This window comes from Acinetobacter thutiue, from assembly GCF_030385805.1.
Classification (GTDB): domain Bacteria; phylum Pseudomonadota; class Gammaproteobacteria; order Pseudomonadales; family Moraxellaceae; genus Acinetobacter; species Acinetobacter corruptisaponis.
On sequence record NZ_JAUDZE010000002.1, the window covers coordinates 92,428 to 111,235 of the forward strand.

An 18,808-nucleotide genomic window follows, 5' to 3' on the forward strand; every position below is an offset into this window, starting at 1 on the left:
AAATAAACACAGCATTAAATCGCTGGGAGAGAAAAATGCGATCTTGGAATTTAGTCTGTGCATCGTTATTGGCAAGTTTGGTTTCTGTCCTTAGTTTTGTAATTCCGTTTTGCCTGTTTTTAAATTTTCAGCAAAATCATTTAATCCATGTGGTGAGTGATGGAATGGAAGTGATGCTCTATCTGACACCCTTTCTGGTTGTTTTTGCTTTTACGGGCTACTTAATTATTTTGGCTCTCTTGAAATTGCCTACCAAAATTTTTGATCTGTCCCAATTCATTAAAGTAAGCCTGATTTTACTTTCATGTTGGACATTTTTGGTGAGCATTATTTTATTGGAAGATCAGGTGAATTACATTGATTTTTCAACTTTGAAGATTGGTATCTTGATCTACTTTGCGATCTTACCAATTGTTGTGTTGGGATGTATGAGTGCAAATAGTTGCTATTTTGTGATGAGCAGAAAGATAAAGGCAAAGGTTATATCCCTTACACTATTCTAATATTTTAGGAATAGGAGCATGTATCCCAAAAGATTACATACTCTGCATTTGTTTAACCGTTACGCTTTGCTCTGAATTTTTTCTCAATGAAATGATTTTTCCTTTTGATAAAAAATGGATGTGATAATGCTTTAAGCTATTGGTTTTAGGATCAACCAAAATTTCAGCATAGAGTGGAGTTTGCCAAAGCTCATCACTTCCCAAAATACCCAGCCATGCCTGAGCTTTAACCGCAACAGTAAATTCATCTTTTATAGTTAGGTCACTGATAGTGAGTTCACTACACCAATGCACTGTTTTTGGAAACTCTACTTTAGAAAATTTCCAGCAAGCCAACAAAGCCAGACTACTTTCAATGGAAGCCTGATCATTGCTTTCATTATGAATGACAGGAAGTAATTGCTCAGCCAAATCCTGTTCAAAAGAATCAATCATGTTCTGTATTCTTCTTTTACTCGAAAGGATATAGTTCAAACGTTTTTCTTGTGCTTGAAGTTCATTTTGAATTTCTAAAAGTTCATGTTCATTCATAGATGCTATTTTTTAAATACATTGTGATTCAGAGGGCGGAATTATATCTGAACTCATTCCCCATATTATTTATACTTTTTTTAATATTAACCCAATGGTTCTAAAAATGATCGAAACGTCAAGACTGATTTTACGGCAATAGTTAGCCGAAGATTATCCACATTTGCTGTGATGAGAAAACTAAAAATGAGAAAAATCACGGAATTTCAGCGTCCAGCACTGAAGCCTGACTACACTTTAAATTAGCATAGTTTATATGAAATTTCCAAAAAAGAGTTTCAAGTCTAAAATTGACCTGATTCATTGATAGGATTTTTATATCCAAAAATTCAAAAAGTTATCAATCGGCAATAATTTGAATCTTACTGTATCCCAATTGTTTCAATTTGCAGCAATTCCGCCAAGCTTTGGCAGAACCTTGTATAAATATAGGTAGAAAACAATTGTAGCTTTCACGACATAACAAGAGGAATAACACCATGAGTAATGACAAAATTGATCAGCTAAAAGATTTTGCTGCGAAAGACTTGGCACAGACCAAGGCAGATTTTCAGCAGGCAAAAGATAAAGCCAGTGAGGTGGGCAAAGACATTAAACAGAAAGGTCAGGAAACTGTCGAAGATGTTAAAAGCTTTGCCTCAAAAGACCTTGAGCAAACCAAAACTGACTTGCAGCAGGCAAAAGACAAAGCGAGTGAATTGAAACAAAAAGGTGAACAAGCCCTGGATGATTTAAAAAGTAATGCAAGTGAGCAATATGATGAAAGTAAGGCCGCTTTATCAAGCAAGGCTGATGAACTGAAAGATAAACTGGCTGATACGCAACATGCGGCGAAAGAGAAGTTTGAGCACTTTAAAGAAGAGGCAAGTCATAAACTTGATGATGCAAAGGCAAAAGCCGCTGAGTTAAAAGATGAGGCTGCTGCAAAACTTGATGACCTGAAAGCCCAGGCGAGCAATAAGCTGGATGATTTAAAGAAAGCGGCAACCGATGCTGTAAATAAACTCAAAGGTTAATCGTTGCTAAAGTTCTAAATCATGGACGTTCATATTGAGTGAAGAAAATACGCTATAAAAAATGAGCAATTATCTTCGTAGATGTGAGCGTCTATTCTGCAATACTGCTAAACTAACCAAACTCAGTGATATGTTGATCTGTTTTTGGAGTAAACAAAATGTCGTGGCTTTCTTCCTTAAAATCTGTTTTTTCACCTGCGCAAGAAGTCAAGGAAGATGACATTCAAACTGTTCTACAAAACTATATCCTGCCATATTCAGAGAATCGTTTAAAAGACCGTATTAGTCAGGTGAATGTACAAGGTCGTATTTTACAACTGACCATCAATACTTTTCCGCAAGAAAAAGAACATCTACAACAGATTCATGATGAGCTTGCCGAAGCCTTGGAAAAGTGTGGGATTCAGGAACTCAATCTTCATATCATCCAGCAAAAACATGTAGCACATGGCGAAGCTGGGCATAGCTGTTCATCCAAGCCTAAAGCGGAAAATAGCAATTTGCCGCCAGTCATGGATGCCTCAGCTAAAGCTGAAACTGATCCCAATAATCCACCAATTCAAAAAGCTGCGCCGCAGCAACGTGATGTGGCAGCCCATCCACGTATCCAGAATGTGATTCTGGTATCGTCGGGTAAAGGTGGGGTGGGTAAATCAACCACAACAGTCAACCTTGCACTTGCCTTGCAGCAATTGGGTTTAAAAGTTGGGGTCTTGGATGCAGATATTTATGGCCCAAGTATTCCAACCATGCTGGGTAATGCGGGTAGAACACCCCTGATTGAAAATGAACACTTTGTTCCCCTTGACGCCTACGGCATGGCGGTACTTTCGATTGGGCACCTGATTGGTGCAAACAATACCCCTGTGGCTTGGCGGGGGCCAAAAGCAACAGGCGCACTCATGCAATTGTTTAATCAAACCTTGTGGCCTGATCTGGATGTGTTGGTGATTGATATGCCACCAGGCACTGGAGACATTCAACTCACTTTGGCGCAGCGTATTCCAGTCACGGGTGCTGTCATTGTGACGACACCACAAAATGTTGCACTTATGGATGCGGTAAAAGGCATTGAATTATTTAATAAAGTGAACATTCCTGTACTGGGCGTGATTGAAAATATGTCTACCCATATCTGCTCTAACTGTGGTCATGAAGAGCAGATTTTTGGTACAGGCGGCGGCGATCAGTTATCTGGACAGTACCATATTCCATTGCTTGGGCGCTTGCCTCTGGATGCTAAAATTCGTGAGCATGCTGATAATGGTAAGCCGAGCGTGATTGCACAGGATAGTGCGGCGGAAAGCTATATCAATATTGCCCAAGCTGTAATACAACAAATGGAAAAGTTGCCTAAACGCCAAAGAGATGACAAACGAATCTTCTAAAGTAAAAGACCTCTAAATTTAGAGGTCTTTTTTTATCTTGTTATTCATGACTTGAGCATTCTTTCTTTTATTCCATGAATAAATCACACTCCACCGCCATAGCAAATGTGTTGTGAAATAAAATAAAACGGCAAACAGGATCGCTTCTATGACCAGCCCAGAAACAAGAATCTTGGCCAAGCTAAAATCAATATGACCATGACCAAAGTTCTTTAGCCAATTCATGATTTGGTGCAGAACCCCAAGTAGCATGTCTTTATTAATCATATTCACATGATAGATTTTAGTACCAAACCAGAAGCCTAAATATAGAATTGGCACTACCGTAAAAGGATTGGTCAGCCATGCCATACATAGCCCAATTGGCAGGTTCACTTCCAGCCATAAAATGGTCAAAATAATAAATACGCTATGAAAAGGGACTGGTAAAATTCCCCAAAATGTTCCAATAAACATCGCCTTGGCAATTGAGCGACGGTTTACATACCAAAGCAATGGATTTAAGGTGCGTTGACCAAAAATCCTCATAAACTTTAAATTTGCGACCTTTTCCGAAGAGGGTAGCCATTTATGAAAGAATTGCTTAGGCATAAATTGAGGGTTACATATCAGGAAAATAAGTTGGTATACCTATAAAATAGCACCATTTACTTAGTAAAAACTTAAAATGACTTCAAACCTTGGTTATTTTATAAACATTATTTAACCAATACGTTACATTTACCATATTTAAAATTACAAATTTTTATGCAGTGACTTTAGAGTAAAGTGGACTTGAAATTTTAAAAATATAAATAAAACATTTATTTAAATAATCCACCGTCATAAGTGCTTACAGTTAAAATTTTGCTATGCATGAGCAATTGGATTAATGTAAAAATATCTTTTAGTGAGGTCATTCAATGATTTCATGGTTTTTTATTGGTTTAGTCATCACCATTTTGCTTACTCCTGGCCCGACCAACACCTTGCTTGCATCTTCAGGTATTCAGGTGGGGTTGCGTAAATCATTATTACTCATTCCAGCAGAGGCGATTGGCTATATCATTGCAATCAGTGCATGGGGAATGCTGATCGGTAAAGTTTCCGCTACTGTACCTTTATTACCCACTTTTCTTAAATTATTGAGCGCAGGCTATATTGTTTTTCTGGCTGTAAAATTATGGCGTACTGCCGATCAGGAAGTGGCCTTAAACCAGCCGACCATTCGCCCGCGTGAGTTATTGTGTGCGACTTTACTCAACCCTAAAGCGTTATTATTTGCCTCAGCTATTTTTCCAGCAGTGGCGTGGAACAGTCAGCAAATCTATATGGCGCATATGAGTACATTTGTTGCACTGATTCTTCCAATTGCATTGTTCTGGATTTCTGTTGGTGCAGCGCTCGCCACCAATAAAGTAAAATGGTTGTCGCAAGCCAAATTACAACGTACCGCATCAGTTGTCTTGGTCAGCTTCTCAATTCCAATTAGCTACTCAGCACTGATCAATTTATAATATTCCAAGCGCTATCAATGATCCCAGAATAGGGCTGTTATTTCCATTGATGCCATTTTAAGTTAAAGTACCTGCCAATCATTCAGTTCATCTTTGGATAAAAAGTCATGGCAATAAAATCTGATCGTTGGATTCGTGAAATGAGCGAAAAACACGGCATGATTGAACCTTATGCAGAAAATCAAGTTCGTTTCGATGCAAACGGAGAAAAACTGATTTCCTATGGGGTATCCAGCTATGGCTATGATGTCCGTTGCGCGAGAGAGTTTAAGGTATTTACCAATGTCCACTCTGCCATTGTCGATCCAAAAAACTTTGATGACAGAAGTTTTATCGACATTGAATCGGATGTCTGCATTATTCCACCAAACTCCTTTGCACTTGCGCGTACTATTGAATACTTCCGTATCCCACGAAATGTGCTGACTGTATGCCTTGGTAAGTCGACCTATGCACGTTGCGGTATTATTGTGAATGTCACGCCATTGGAGCCTGAATGGGAAGGTCATGTGACACTTGAGTTTTCAAATACCACCAACCTGCCAGCACGTATTTATGCAGGTGAGGGTGTGGCGCAAATGCTGTTCTTTGAAAGTGATGAGGTGTGTGAGACCTCTTATAAAGACCGTGGTGGGAAATATCAGGGGCAAACAGGGGTGACTTTGCCGAAGACATAGTATTACAATTTGCAACAATCATTTTTCATGGATGATTGTTGCTATTCTTGTTTTGATAATTGATAAATAAAATTATAAGATTCATACATATAATAAAGGGCTTTTCTATTAAATTTTATATTCATTCATCGGAAAATATACCATTCACCTAAATTATTTTGCATTTGTGTAAATATTCGGCATAATGGAAAATGAGATTACATAGGCAAAATTTGTCTATATTTGAGTGATGCTAGGAAGCACGTCTTTAACTCTAAAATTTGAGGGTAGATGGAATCACTCAAGAGGAATTTAAGAAAAATAACGCTGGTGCAGAGCATCGTGTAACGGGAAGGTCAAGATGACTACACTTCATACGGTATCATTTCAAAAAACTGTTTTGGCAAGTTTGATTGGCTTATGTTTAAGTCAGTCTGCTTTCGCATTGCAGGAATTACCTGACGAGAATTTAAGTGAAGCCATAGGTGAGGGAATTGCATTTTTACCTGAAAACTTTTCTATGCGAATGAATGGTGCAGATACTGCGAATGATGGTAGAGGTACCTACGATACAGGTTATATTCGTCTAATTCCTGTTGGGCCATTGCAAGGAAATAAGCGTACAGGATCGGCTGGCAATTATACTTACACGCCGAACTATACCTATAATACAACTGATGGTGAGGTATATGATGGCAATGGGCAGGTCATTAAAAAAGCAGATATATTTTTATATGGTTTAAATTTATCTCAGTCAAATACTGATTGGGGGACTTATTATAATGCTTCCAATGCAAATATGAGTTTTGGGAGGGCAATCGATACGTGGGGAACTGCAAATAACCCTTGGATTTTTAAAACTGAAACCAAAAATGTTCAGCAGTTTTCAGGGAATGGGGCTGCAGGTCAGCCTGTTACATTTTTTAATTTTGAAGCTCCACTCTACGATAGTAATGTGGCTGGCTTAACTGCTGCTGAAAAATCTGCCTATAACCTGCGATTAAGCCTATGGGGTGATGCCTTTATGCGTGATGCCAACACTGCAGAAGGAAAAACAACCGCTAACGCATACGATGGTTTAAGTAACCAATTACGTTTTAACATGGTTTGGGATGGTTTTAGTGTTAACGGTTCCAACTTTAAAATGTTCCGTACTCTGGGCGGAGTTACAAATCAGCTTGGTTTAAACAAGTCCTATAATAATACTCTGGGTATGGCAGCTCTGGTGCGCTTAAATTCGGGTCCAACAGATGGGGTTGATGCGCGAGGAAAAGTGACTAACATAAGTTCAACCAGTAAATGGCAGTCTTACGATGCAAGTAAAGTTGTCTATCAGGCAGATAAACTCTCTGAGGCCCAGTTGGCAGAGCTAAAGGCTGGTAATTTTTCTTCAATTGGTGGAACAAATGCGGTTGTGATTGCTACTGGGGCTGGAACGGCACCATCAGGTACAGTTTTATGGAATGGGCCTGTTGTTGCTGGACAGGATGGTACTTTGGCTCAGGCGAATCCAAATAATCCAAGTTATAATCACGTTATTCGTTCCTATGTGCCGTTAGGTAATAGTCAGGGCAATAATATCATTGATGATGCAACCCCTAGATCACGAGTGGTTGATGGTAAAACAGTCTATTATAATTACAATACCTTTTGGGTGGACGGAAAATACACAGGGATCGCGGGGGCATTTGGAGATGCCATTGGCTATGGGAAGCGTTCAATTTGTGGTTTGGCTGCAGCGGCGCCAGGAACATCAATCGCTGGTGGTAACGTAGGCCCAGGAACTCAGTGTTTTAATCAGGAAGGCTTTCGTGTCATTAGTGCAGTATCTAGTAATACCAACACTTGGACGCTTCCAGCAAATGCCAGAAAAAGTGTACTGAGAATTAATGCGACACCAATTGTGGATAAGTCTACGCCAGCATTGGGGGGGATGGCTCCAAGTTTTGATGATCAAGACAAAGGATTATTTCTTTACAGTTTAAATGCGAACTTGGTGATTGGTTCACTTTATCAGCCATTGATTTTTGACGCAAAGGGTGGAAACTTTAGTGTTGAAGTGACACGTGTGCCAAACGATCCAAATGTGTATAGTAAAATTTATACACGTTATGGTTTCGATGCTAATACTAAAGAGGCAAATGGTTCAACTCTAACCTATACAGGTTCAACTTGTAATGTTTACCAGTGTGGTACATCCACTGTTACAGGCTATCAGGGTTCAACAGCAACGCATAGTAGTATTACCATTGGTTCAACTGAATACGATGCAACGAACAACTTGCTCAGTGCTTATAAAGGAATTGAGGCTTATGGTATTTCCTTTGGTTCTTTAGAGTCAAACCCTGATTATGGTCAAAACTTAACCAGTACGGGGCAGCGTGATTATGTACAAACATTTAATACAACAAGAACAATCAAGGATGCAACAAGGTCATATATGATGCGTGTAGATGACAGTAATGCCTTGGGTGTAGGTTGTGGTACTTTGGGATTGTCCAAATGTTATAACTGGTTATCACAATCATCTACAAGTAAAAGCTGGAATGGGCAGGCAGATATTTTAACGTCTATAATAGTTGGTGCAACAACGTATAATCTTAGTTGTTCTCCAGGGAAAAACAATACAGTGCTCGGGATTTGTACCCCTAGTACCAATAATGCAAACACTCCTGCATTTTATCAATATAGAAGTAGTGCTACAGGTACGAACTGTAGTAACGGTAGTGGTGGGGCTACTAATAACTGTAGTGGTAATAATTATGATGTCGCATATTATATCAATCCCAATTACAGCACTTCGTCTTGGACAAATCCATGGGCCAAAACAAACAATACAGTACGTACTCAGAATACCAATTATCAGATTTTGGGCCAGCAAACAGGTTGTTTAAATAACTGTGGTGTAAATGATTATAATACAAATGGCACATTAAAAAATTCAATTCCAACGACCTTTCCAACTGATCTAACCTCAGCTAGAACCCTTTCCAATAATATGGGGTCGGCTGTAATTGATGGTTTGCTTATTCAGCATATGAAATTGACCACCACAGGTTTAAACTAAGGAGCGAATGTGATGAAAAAATATCAACCGCTATTTGCTCTATGTGTTGCATTGGCGGCAAATCCAAGTTTTGCTGAACTCAATGGCTTAACCGATACTGAGTTGCAAACCATGGTGGGTCAAGCGGGTGCAGACTTAAATATTGCACTGAACCTGAATCAAACCCCTGTAACTGGTATAGTAAGCAATACCTTGCTTGCTATGTACGACCCCGCACGTACTCCCCAATTTGACACCTCGCTCTGTTTATCGAATAAATTAGAATTTTGTCGTTTAGCGATTGCACTGAATAATCGTTCAGTTGATACAAGTGTTGTTGGAGGGGTAACAGTCTATACCTCACGTGGTGATAATGCGGGTAAAAAGCAATGGATTACTTTCAAAGGTATACAGGGAACCATTAATATTCCTAAACTTGGGATAGATGGTGAGGATGTAACATTTACCAAAGTCGGTGGAGGTCTATTGACCAAACCAGCACTCAAGTTTAGTTTTGACCCTAAAGTCCCGATTGAAATCCGTAATCTGGGCTTCCAGTCACTTGCAATTGAAAATGATGGCACTGCAAATCTTGATGCCAGTTCAGACCCTGCGGTATCAAATACTTCTGACCGAGGTTATTTAAATAATACTAAGTATACAAATAGCGATGGTGCATTTGATGCCAATAATCCAAACTATAGTTCTCAGGTGGGACGTGAAAAGGGTTTTTTAGGTGTGAATATGAACGCCAATTTATCTTTAACAGGTACAATTAAAATGTTTAGTTGTGCAGGTGGTACGCATCCGCGTTGTTAAAACAAAAATAAGGGAACTTAAAAATGAAAAGGAAGTCTGTAAATACTCGATATTTTGTTTTGACAGCTTTGGCAAGTGCTATTTTACTTTCACAAAGTGTCTATGCTTTGCAAGAGCTACAGGACAATGCCTTAAGTCAAGTCAATGGCCAGGATGGTTTATATATACAGACTGAATATAAACAAATGGATTTTGATCAGTTGTATTGGCAAGATAAAGCGGGAACACCTACAGCAGGCATAAATGAACCAGATTTAAGGGCAACAGCGAATGGAGTGCAAATTCGTAAAAATACGACATATAAAGATGGAAACTATAAATTAGGCACAAATTATAAAATTCAAACAGGAACCACGGGCTCAACTGTAGGATTAGATTTTGAAATAGAAACTATGCCGTCTACTATTTCAGTAAAGGGCTTCAAGGTCTGTAATGAAACTGCGGGTACATGTGATCCGCAAATTGGTAATGTTGCGATCCAGACTGATTCGCCACAATATATTCATTTTCAGACCAAAAATGGTCTATTTGACCCAAACTCTCAATCAGATCTACGTTTAAGTTTACAGAATTTAAATATGTATATCGGTTTGAGTAATAATGTAACCAACTATTATAACCAACTTATTTTAAAAAACTTTAATTTCAATTTTTTGGGAAAGGGGGTCATGTATGTTGACCCAACCAAAGGGCTGATGTTGCAAACTAATAGTGTCAAGGATGTAAATGGTGTTGATGTTTCACCTGCAAGCTTGAATCAGACTCCAAATGATACGCATGGTTACATTGATTTTACTCGTGTACCCATTCCAAATATAAATGCAAGCCAAAGTGCCAATGCAACCTATAAAGATACAGATGGTATTGCTACCAGTTCAGGTTTAAACATTGAGCTGATGACTAAAAAAGCGGCCTATGTGGATCCAACCAATCCTGTGTATACCTTGGCTACTGATACTAGCACTTCAGACAATGCTGCCAAAGGGCTCATTCGGGTAGGTGCAAGTGGTCGTATGGTTAACAGCTATTTACAAATCCGTGGTGTAGATACCAAGAACCAGAATCAGGCTAAAAATATTTTAGGCTATGCCACCAATACTGATAATGGTGATCCAAGTACAACAACCAATACCAATGGTACAGGTACAGTTTTGGGGTCTACAGGTATAGGCGTGCGTTTGCATGGTGAATTTACCAATGATGGGGATGGAATGCTTGGGGCACAACTTGGAACAGCAGGTGACCCGACCACCCTGGAGATTGGGGGGGCTGGTGCAAATACCTTTGGTTTTGAATTTAGTAGGCTGAGCCCACTTATGTCAAACTCACTACAACGTGCCTATTTTGATAGTGGTGATGTTTACTTGGGACTAGCCAGTACCCGACATTTACTTTTACCAGAAAACACTGTATTGAATAATGCTCGTTTAGGTGGAGCTAGTGGTACTTTAACCACAGCTGCGGACTATAAGCAGCAAATTGCCGATACCATCACACCTAACAGTTTGGTGGTTGCCATTCGTGGTAGTGATTTCCAGACAGTTTCAAAACGTGGTCGGTTTACCTCAAGTGCTGGGGTTTCACTAACAAATACTATTGGTAAGGATGATGGAAAAACCAATAGCTGGGGTTTAGGTCTGCCTTTCTATAATCTGAACAGTAATATTGCAGTTTATTCAACTAAATATACGGGTGAAGTCTTTGGTTTAAATAATACGACCAATGCTGTGACTAAGGCAAATGTAACCAATACGGATCGTTTGGGGCTGGCAATTGGTTTAAGTGTGCAGGGTCGCAATGATGATGGAACCAAAACCACCTCGATTATGGTGGTGGATGCCAGTCGGAACTATTATATTGGTCTACGTAATATTGATATGCTATTACGTGGTTATGGCAGTATGGGCTTTGAGAATGGCAACGTCAATGTTACGCTTAAAGACTTGCTTATGGTTATGGCAGCTGAAATTGCAGGTGGTTATTTACCAAGCTATAAAGATCCTACTAAGACAGGAACGGATCTGAATGTCTTGAGCAATATTAATAACCCCTTTAATGCCAAAGATGATGTTTTATTTGGATTAAAACTCAAAATGTTGGGTGATATGAACTTTAGTTTGGTTCCGAATAATGAAATTACTGCGAATAATAACGCAGTTTTATCTATAGTTGGACGTTACCTGCTAAAAGAAGGAGCAATTCAACTGAGTGATCCTGTTGATGAATCTATGATAGGTTTAGATAATATTTCGGGCCTCATTCAGTTTAATAACGCGATTGCGATACAAAAAGATACTGTAAGCTTTAACTATGGTTTTACTATTAATCCAGATCGTGAAGCGGAAAATGTACTACGGGTTAGAGACTTGAATTTGTATCCAAAATTAACGGAGACTGCAACTGCAACAACAGGACAGCGTTTGGGTGAAATGGTAATGACAGGAGGACGTATTAATGCCAATATGGCAATTACTCCTCGTAATGGTGCGTTCCAGCTCAAATAAAATATAAAGGATGATCATAATGAAAAAATACGGAATATTAAGTACTTTGACCCTGAGTATTTTAGCGGTGCAGAGCTTTGCAGCCTCCAACCTGCATAGTCTGGATGATGATCAAATGCGACAGGCAACTGGGCAGGCATTACTATATATGGGAACAACACTTGGTACAGATATTGACCCTGACTATAAAAATAAATATGGCGGTGGAACAAGTGACTTTAACTTCTATAAAATGGGGTTACAGGCCGATCTGGAAATTAATGCCAATATTAAAAAACTACAACTTGGTTGTGGTGGAGTCAATGGTGCAGGGGGCTGTGACATTGATATTGAAAATCTCGCCCTTTCTGGTGTACCTACTCAGGTAAAAAGTGATGGGACGCCAGTGTGGAATTATACTGGTGCAACTGATAGTTCAGGTGCATTAATAAATGAACGAGCGTCCAGTGATGCTATCTTGCGTAATCCCTTTATCGAATTTGCTATTAAAAATCCGAATGATCTAGCAACTCGTGAAATGGCGGGGGTACGTTTAAGTGCGGAAGGTATTAAAGGTTATATGACCGCAGGGACGTATAACGATACAGCAACCTCTACCCTGAATCAGGGCGGGATTAATACCTTTAGTGGTTATATTATTGTTGACCAGACTGCTGCAAGTGCCAAAACACAGGCTGCAAAGTTTGGTTTAACTGAGGATCAGAAGATCTATGTACCAGTCTATGCCGCATTGGATTGGTCTTTAATTGCATCACTTCAAGCAAGACGAGCTGCATATACAGATGTCAGTGCAATGGGTTCATCAAAACCTAGTGATAAAGGTGTAAGTGCCTCCACTTTAACATCGGATACCTGGGGTATTAATATTGCATCCTTGGCAGTTAATTTCCAATTTCCACAAACTGTGGTAACAGGCAATCGTATGTCACAGCTAAATTTAAAAGTGGATAATGTACCAATTAATCCAATTGTGGTTTCAGCAAAGGACGGACCAATTTATGTGGCTATGGATCAGTCCATTGTTACAGGGGGGCTGGCAAGCATAATTGGGTTAAATGAGGTAAAAAATGCGACCTTTTTTATGGGGTTCGCAGATACCTATTCATGGACTGTTGTGGACCCAACAGCAACAAGAGCTGATGGCACTAAACCTTATGATGATTTAACAACTGCACAAAAGGCAGATAACTTAACCCTTGCTAGGGATTTATATAATAACAACGAAACCATTAAAGCAGCAGCGAATAGTTTAGCGAATGGTGGGACCCCTACAGATATAATGAAACAGACAGCTGCCAATAATTATATGGGATGTATGAAAGGTGGAGCTATGGCAACTGGCTCATGTACCACTATTGACAATTTGTATGCCAACGTTGCAGTACAGCAAAACTTTACCCGTATGCATAACTTACCAATCGCCAAAGCAGTAAAAGATGCAAGCGGTAAAATAACAGGTTATGATTTTAACAAAGGCTTTTATTTATCACTACAAAACCAGAAATTACGTTGGCCTGGCAGTAATAGTGATGATATTGCCCAGCCTGGTTGGTGGATGTCATTTTCTGAACCTTTAAACTTTGGTAAACTGGAAGTTCAGAAAGAAATTCCAATGAGTGATGTATTGCCACAGGTCGCGACCTTTATTACAAACTTCTTCTCGATTCAGGATCAAGATGCTAGTGGGAATCCATTATATGCTGTGAGTACAGGTAGTGGTATTACCAAGACCGCATCTGATGGCTCAGGCGATAGTATTTCAATGGATTATAAGTCAACGACAACCAATCCAAATGCAGCTAATGTTGTGGGTGCAGTTCCTAAAAATCAGGTGTTATTGGGAAATTCAGGGGCACAAAAAGCAGCGCAGGGTTTACCATTGTATGTACCATTGGGTAGTATTGATATCAAAGGTGTACCTGCTGTGATGCAACTTTCTGATTTGCCTTTGTCAAACTATCAGGCAGTTGTACCCAACTGTTATGGTGGATTAAAGTTCTGCTAATTTGAAATTATTTAAAAAGCGACTTCGGTCGCTTTTTAATTTTTAGGGTAGCTTTCAGCCAATAAATTAAAAAATCGTAGTAAAAAGCCAGTTTTTACAAAAAAATGAATTAAAACTTAAAAATAACCATTAAACTTAATAAAAATTCAGTGATGTAAGGATATTTCAGTGAGTAAACAAATAACCTCCCAAGCCATGATTGTTTCGGTTATGTTAGTCCTTGGTGGTTGTGGTGGTGGAGGCAGTGGTTCTTCGACACCTACGCCGACTCCAACACCTACGCCGACTCCAACACCTACGCCGACTCCAACACCTACGCCGACTCCAACACCTACGCCGACTCCAACACCTACGCCGACTCCAACACCTACCCCAACTCCGACGCAAAGTGCTCCCTGTCAGGTGAGTCTTGAACAATGGAAACAGTTGGCAATGGATGACAGTATTGAACAGACCAATAGTAAACTTAATTGTAACGGTTTCTTTTCTTCAGCAAATACTGATATAAGTTCACAAACAGAAACATATTTATGGGGCAATAATTTAGATGAACCTACAATTCTTGTACAAACCAATCAAGGAAAGTTGGTCTATAAGATGTATTTCCCATTAAAAACACATACTTCAAGTTGTATGCCTGAAAAGAAATTTATAGATCAACTGAATTTTGAACAAACTTTGGATGATATTGAGAAACAATCAAGTTGCCGTGGAATTTATCAATATAGTATTGTTACAAAAGATCGTTCAATTTCATCTTATTTATGGCAAGATAAAAATAGCCAAGACACCTTAACAATCATATTTGATCAAGATAATAATAAACTTCTTGAAAAATATTATAATAAAGCAGCACCAACCATAAATACCTGTATACCTTTACATACAAATTGGGAAAGTATCACTGTAAATGATGCCTATGAGGATGTTAAGACTAAAATGGGTTGTGATGGAATATTGACTTCAACACAAGATTATAATGGGATTTCTAATACAATAAGAGAATGGGGGCAACAAGATAACAGTACCCTGAATCATGCCACATTAGCATTCCGTAATAATTTACTTGTATCAAAAACACTGGTTTTTAAAGATGCTTTATCTGCCTGTATCCCTACTTTTGAACAACTGCAAGAATTAAAATTTGACAGTTCTTATGAGGAAGCTCAGTCTACAATGAAATGTAGTGGTGTTCTACAAATGTTGTACAATGCGAGTGAAAAAGAAGATCAAGAACAATCTTTGTATACATGGAAAGATTTCTTTTCAAAAGATGTGAATGATACGGAGGATATACCACTTGGAGCTGTTACACATCAATTGCTTTTTGTGGGAGGAAAACTTAAAACTAAATCTTATGTGAATAATGTACAACCTTATTCAAATTGTATGCCAACTAAGGTGAGGTTTGACCAAATTAATTTAAGAGAAGACTGGAATATTGATAAAAATGTAAATGCGATGGGCTGTCCTGCAGTGCTAAGCTCTGTTTCTCAAAGCGCTACAGGTAGCCAAAAGCAATATTCTTGGGGGGCAACAGCGTCAACTTATGCCTATGTAACTGTAGATAGTGATGGAAAAATTGTACAAAAATATATTAGCTTTACGCCATCTAAATAAGTGTTTCTCCCAGTTATTTGGACTTTAAATAACTGGGATTAACGAGATTTAATGACGCATTATCGCTTTTATTTTGTGATTTTCCTAAATTATGTTAACCTAGCGTACATATTTTAAACATTTGTCTATGGATTCGGGCAATGCAAAAAAACAAAAAAATAGGATGTATATCCCTGCTGTTGTTTAGTCCACTAACAATGGCAATGCAACCACTGGATGATCAAACCCTTGCTAAGGCAACAGCTCAGGATGGTTTGAATGTTGGCATAAATGTTTCAAAAATTGACTTTAACCAGTTGGCATTGATTAACAGTAATAATACAACATATGCCAATAAGTCTGCATTGGTTATGGCCGCGAGTCCTGGAGCTGCATCTTCAGCCATTGGAGTGGATTTCGTTAGAACTTTTAATGCAGATGGAACCATACTGGGTAATTCATCACAATTGCTACAAGCAGTCATAGATACAGATGCAGGTAAAATGAGTACAGGTGGTGCATTTGCCAATATTGCGGTAACTTTGGGAAGTGATGTCAACGGCATGCGTATACGTCCGCTTTCAGTTTATTTAGTACCTGACAATGTTGATGCAATTTCTTCATTAACACCTACTTATACACAAAAGTCCATTTTTAGTTCTGGTACTACACTGAAATCCAATATCAAGGAATTATTACGTACTGATAATATTGATATTAAGTTTGTAGCAGTGAATAAACCAACCATGAATATCCAGCTTGGAGCTTCACCGCAAGGGCATATGGTAGTATTTGGTGGTGCAATAGACTCTATTTGTGGTGCAACAGCACTCAATCCTGATGGTTGTTCTATTAATCTAGTTTCAGGGACAACAGGGGCTAAATTTAAGTTACAAATGACAGGAATGGGAACAAGTGGTTTTTCTTTAAATGGTTTTCATGCAGGAATTGAAAATGAAGCAACAAATGGCACTGTAACGGTTCCAGGAGGCTTTGTATTTGGGAATTTTGATCGTGCCTGTGCAACCGACTCTACAAAATGTTTGACTTCTGATAAGTTTAATTTATCTTTAAATAATGTTCAGTTGGGTGAGTTAGGAAATACAAATACGGATGTGTTTAATGGGTTGCCAAATGGTTCTATGGGTAACTGGGGTATCAAAGGCGCTTCCATTACTGATTTCAAAATGAAAGTTAGTGGGCTATAGGTATTCCTAATTATTGTTGGTTTTCCAAAGCGACTTCGGTCGCTTTTTTTACTTATAGAAATGTTCTAAATTGTAGAGATTCTCATTTTAAAATGAATGTACCTTTAAGAATATTAAAAAAACTCTTAGTAGAGAAATAATGATATTGGGAAGAATAGTAAAATTAACTTAATAGGTTAAATTGTTAAGTATTCGATAATCTGTTCAAGCTGTTTAAGTTTTTTAACCTGATTCCAAAGCGCTTGCGCTTCTGGATAGGCCTTGGTCATCATACCCAGCCATTGTTTATAACGCCCAATCATTCCAACCTCAGTCTTAAATTGCCCGCTTAAAAAGCGCTGTTGCAACTCAACCAAATCCTGCCATGACAAAACAGCTTGATCCTTATTCTGACGAATACATAAGGTTAAATCTGGTGTAGTCACAGCTCCACGACCAATCATCAAATCTTGACAATGTGATTGTTGCAAGCATGCTTTGGCATCTGCATTATTCCAGATTTCACCATTGGCAATGACATTGATTTTTAGTGCTTCAGTAATTGGCTGAATTTTTTCCCAGTAGGCGGGTGGGGTATAACCATCGGCTTTGGTTCGTGCATGCACTGTAAGCCAGCTTGCGCCAGCATCTTCTATGGCATGTGCATTATCGAGGGTGTGGTTTTCGTCTAAATAACCAAGGCGCATTTTTGCTGAAACGGGAATGTGTGCAGGAACAGCATCACGAACAGCTTTTACCAGTTGATGTACTGTTTCTGGCTCATCCAGTAAGACAGAACCACCACGATGACGGTTGACCGTTTTGGCAGGACAACCAAAATTGAGATCAATTGCAGGTGCGCCCAGTTCCACAACTTGCGCGGCATTGGCGGCCAACATCTCTGGATTGTTTCCAAGAAACTGTACATGCACAGGTGTGCCTGCTGCGGTTTTACCATCAGTTTTTAATTCTGGGCAGAAGCCATAATACACATGGTCTGGCAAAATACTTTCGGTAATACGAATAAACTCGGTCACGCACCAATCAAAACTGCCAACATGGGTGAGCACATCACGCATGATTGGATCAGTCAGACCTTCCATTGGAGCGAGGATAAGTTTCACGGTTATTACCTAGTAGAGCAAAAACAGCGTTATACGCATTTTAAGATAGGCTGTCCAGTGTTTTAGGATACCTGAATTTAGCGGCCTAAAATCATTTCCAGAACAAATTTGCTGCCTATAAAACCAATTGCAAGCAACACAAAACCTGTAATGGTAAAGCGAATCGCCTTGCGTCCACGCCAGCCAAATTTGTAGTGTCCAATCAGCAATGCCCCATAGAGGAACCAAGATACAATACTAAAGGCGGTTTTATGTGCAAGGTGCTGGGCAAAGAAGTTGTCAATGGTAAAGAAGCCAAACAGCAAGGCTGCTGTGAGTAGCCCAAAACCTGTGATGATCAAGTCAAATAGGAGTGATTCCATGATTTGAAAAGGAGGTAAGAGGTTGACCCAAATGCGTTTTTTTTGTTTCTTTTTCAGTTCCCTGTCCTGAAACCAGAGCAATACCGCCTGAATGGTTGCCATTAACAAAACAGCATAAGCGGAAAGGGATAAAATAATGTGTAAGTCTAGCCCAACTGAATGTCGTTCAATCACCTGATTGGTTTGACTAAATGCATATCCCAGAATCAGGCCAACTGCGGCAACTGGAGTGCCAATCAGGTTTAATGGCAAGATTGGACGGAGTAAGCTCAGGATTAGACTGAGCGCCAGCATCAGTCCCGAAGTAAAGGAAATGAGGTTGAATACATCATAATTTACTCCCATTGGTGTCATCATGTCCCGATACAGTACAGCGCCGTGCAGGACCACTCCCAAGCTGACAACAAGACCATAGCACCAGAGATTTGGGGTACGTTTTGACATTAGGTGGATAAACAAATACCAAAAGGAACTGGTATATGCAATAAGTGCCAAAATTGTGTAAACCAAGGGGAGACTGATCATGTCAAACCTTTTTTAGGAGGATGAATAATATTCACCATATAAGATAT

15 protein-coding genes are annotated in these 18,808 nt (G+C 39.1%); 11 read left to right on the top strand and 4 right to left on the bottom strand.

What is annotated here, in order from left to right; all coding sequences use genetic code 11:
- Positions 1–35 precede the first annotated feature (35 nt).
- Positions 36–503 (top strand): hypothetical protein, encoded by a 468-nt coding sequence (locus QTA56_RS06335; RefSeq protein ID WP_267980115.1) that lies wholly within the window; start codon positions 36–38, stop codon positions 501–503.
- 33 nt (positions 504–536) lie between these two features.
- Here QTA56_RS06335 and QTA56_RS06340 read toward each other — a convergent pair whose 3' ends face one another.
- A complete protein-coding gene (locus QTA56_RS06340) occupies positions 537–1,034 on the bottom strand; it encodes a hypothetical protein (RefSeq protein WP_267980116.1) in 498 nt (165 codons plus the stop codon).
- A 479-nt stretch (positions 1,035–1,513) separates the two neighbouring features.
- Between QTA56_RS06340 and QTA56_RS06345 the strand changes: the two genes are divergently transcribed.
- Together QTA56_RS06345 and apbC are read left to right on the top strand one after the other, a co-directional pair.
- Positions 1,514–2,050, top strand: coding sequence for a hypothetical protein (locus QTA56_RS06345; protein ID WP_267980117.1), 537 nt, complete (start codon positions 1,514–1,516; stop codon positions 2,048–2,050).
- A 158-nt stretch (positions 2,051–2,208) separates the two neighbouring features.
- Positions 2,209–3,438: an iron-sulfur cluster carrier protein ApbC gene (gene apbC / locus QTA56_RS06350; protein ID WP_267980118.1), complete on the top strand. Its 1,230-nt coding sequence runs from the start codon at positions 2,209–2,211 to the stop codon at positions 3,436–3,438.
- Positions 3,439–3,456: 18 nt separating this feature from the next.
- On the opposite strand, the gene QTA56_RS06355 is transcribed toward apbC, so the two are convergent.
- Positions 3,457–4,029, bottom strand: coding sequence for a DUF2062 domain-containing protein (locus tag QTA56_RS06355; RefSeq protein WP_267980119.1), 573 nt, complete (start codon positions 4,027–4,029; stop codon positions 3,457–3,459).
- A 311-nt stretch (positions 4,030–4,340) separates the two neighbouring features.
- Between QTA56_RS06355 and QTA56_RS06360 the strand changes: the two genes are divergently transcribed.
- From QTA56_RS06360 to QTA56_RS06395, 8 genes are all read left to right on the top strand, one after another.
- Positions 4,341–4,934, top strand: coding sequence for a LysE family translocator (locus QTA56_RS06360; protein WP_267980120.1), 594 nt, complete (start codon positions 4,341–4,343; stop codon positions 4,932–4,934).
- 107 nt (positions 4,935–5,041) lie between these two features.
- The gene (gene dcd / locus QTA56_RS06365) at positions 5,042–5,611 is read left to right on the top strand and encodes a dCTP deaminase (RefSeq protein ID WP_004675063.1); all 570 of its coding nucleotides are present in this window, start codon (positions 5,042–5,044) and stop codon (positions 5,609–5,611) included.
- Positions 5,612–5,951: 340 nt separating this feature from the next.
- On the top strand, positions 5,952–8,657 hold the full coding sequence (locus tag QTA56_RS06370) for a hypothetical protein (protein WP_267980121.1): 2,706 nt from the start codon (positions 5,952–5,954) through the stop codon (positions 8,655–8,657).
- A gap of 12 nt (positions 8,658–8,669) precedes the next feature.
- A complete protein-coding gene (locus tag QTA56_RS06375) occupies positions 8,670–9,455 on the top strand; it encodes a hypothetical protein (protein ID WP_267980122.1) in 786 nt (261 codons plus the stop codon).
- Between the two features lie 23 nt (positions 9,456–9,478).
- A complete protein-coding gene (locus tag QTA56_RS06380; protein WP_267980123.1) occupies positions 9,479–11,959 on the top strand; it encodes a DUF6160 family protein in 2,481 nt (826 codons plus the stop codon).
- Between the two features lie 19 nt (positions 11,960–11,978).
- Positions 11,979–13,964 (top strand): hypothetical protein, encoded by a 1,986-nt coding sequence (locus QTA56_RS06385; protein WP_267980124.1) that lies wholly within the window; start codon positions 11,979–11,981, stop codon positions 13,962–13,964.
- 168 nt (positions 13,965–14,132) lie between these two features.
- Positions 14,133–15,584: a hypothetical protein gene (locus QTA56_RS06390; RefSeq protein ID WP_267980125.1), complete on the top strand. Its 1,452-nt coding sequence runs from the start codon at positions 14,133–14,135 to the stop codon at positions 15,582–15,584.
- Between the two features lie 140 nt (positions 15,585–15,724).
- Positions 15,725–16,771: a pilus assembly protein FilA gene (locus tag QTA56_RS06395; protein ID WP_267980126.1), complete on the top strand. Its 1,047-nt coding sequence runs from the start codon at positions 15,725–15,727 to the stop codon at positions 16,769–16,771.
- A gap of 176 nt (positions 16,772–16,947) precedes the next feature.
- Here the strand turns inward: QTA56_RS06395 and QTA56_RS06400 are convergent, their stop codons facing one another.
- Both QTA56_RS06400 and QTA56_RS06405 read right to left on the bottom strand, forming a co-directional pair.
- Positions 16,948–17,874 carry a tRNA dihydrouridine synthase gene (locus QTA56_RS06400; RefSeq protein WP_267980127.1) on the bottom strand — a complete coding sequence of 309 codons (927 nt, stop codon included), beginning with the start codon at positions 17,872–17,874 and terminating at the stop codon, positions 16,948–16,950.
- Between the two features lie 77 nt (positions 17,875–17,951).
- The gene (locus QTA56_RS06405; RefSeq protein ID WP_267980128.1) at positions 17,952–18,761 is read right to left on the bottom strand and encodes a cytochrome C assembly family protein; all 810 of its coding nucleotides are present in this window, start codon (positions 18,759–18,761) and stop codon (positions 17,952–17,954) included.
- Between the last annotated feature and the right edge of the window lie 47 nt (positions 18,762–18,808).

What these genes read in the sequence shown, in the direction of transcription:
- QTA56_RS06335 (WP_267980115.1), top strand. Translation starts at nt 36, where the DNA reads ATGCGATCTTGGAATTTAGTCTGTGCATCGTTATTGGCAAGTTTGGTT.
- QTA56_RS06340 (WP_267980116.1), bottom strand. Translation starts at nt 1,034, where the DNA reads ATGAATGAACATGAACTTTTAGAAATTCAAAATGAACTTCAAGCACAA.
- QTA56_RS06345 (WP_267980117.1), top strand. Translation starts at nt 1,514, where the DNA reads ATGAGTAATGACAAAATTGATCAGCTAAAAGATTTTGCTGCGAAAGAC.
- apbC (WP_267980118.1), top strand. Translation starts at nt 2,209, where the DNA reads ATGTCGTGGCTTTCTTCCTTAAAATCTGTTTTTTCACCTGCGCAAGAA.
- QTA56_RS06355 (WP_267980119.1), bottom strand. Translation starts at nt 4,029, where the DNA reads ATGCCTAAGCAATTCTTTCATAAATGGCTACCCTCTTCGGAAAAGGTC.
- QTA56_RS06360 (WP_267980120.1), top strand. Translation starts at nt 4,341, where the DNA reads ATGATTTCATGGTTTTTTATTGGTTTAGTCATCACCATTTTGCTTACT.
- dcd (WP_004675063.1), top strand. Translation starts at nt 5,042, where the DNA reads ATGGCAATAAAATCTGATCGTTGGATTCGTGAAATGAGCGAAAAACAC.
- QTA56_RS06370 (WP_267980121.1), top strand. Translation starts at nt 5,952, where the DNA reads ATGACTACACTTCATACGGTATCATTTCAAAAAACTGTTTTGGCAAGT.
- QTA56_RS06375 (WP_267980122.1), top strand. Translation starts at nt 8,670, where the DNA reads ATGAAAAAATATCAACCGCTATTTGCTCTATGTGTTGCATTGGCGGCA.
- QTA56_RS06380 (WP_267980123.1), top strand. Translation starts at nt 9,479, where the DNA reads ATGAAAAGGAAGTCTGTAAATACTCGATATTTTGTTTTGACAGCTTTG.
- QTA56_RS06385 (WP_267980124.1), top strand. Translation starts at nt 11,979, where the DNA reads ATGAAAAAATACGGAATATTAAGTACTTTGACCCTGAGTATTTTAGCG.
- QTA56_RS06395 (WP_267980126.1), top strand. Translation starts at nt 15,725, where the DNA reads ATGCAAAAAAACAAAAAAATAGGATGTATATCCCTGCTGTTGTTTAGT.
- QTA56_RS06405 (WP_267980128.1), bottom strand. Translation starts at nt 18,761, where the DNA reads ATGATCAGTCTCCCCTTGGTTTACACAATTTTGGCACTTATTGCATAT.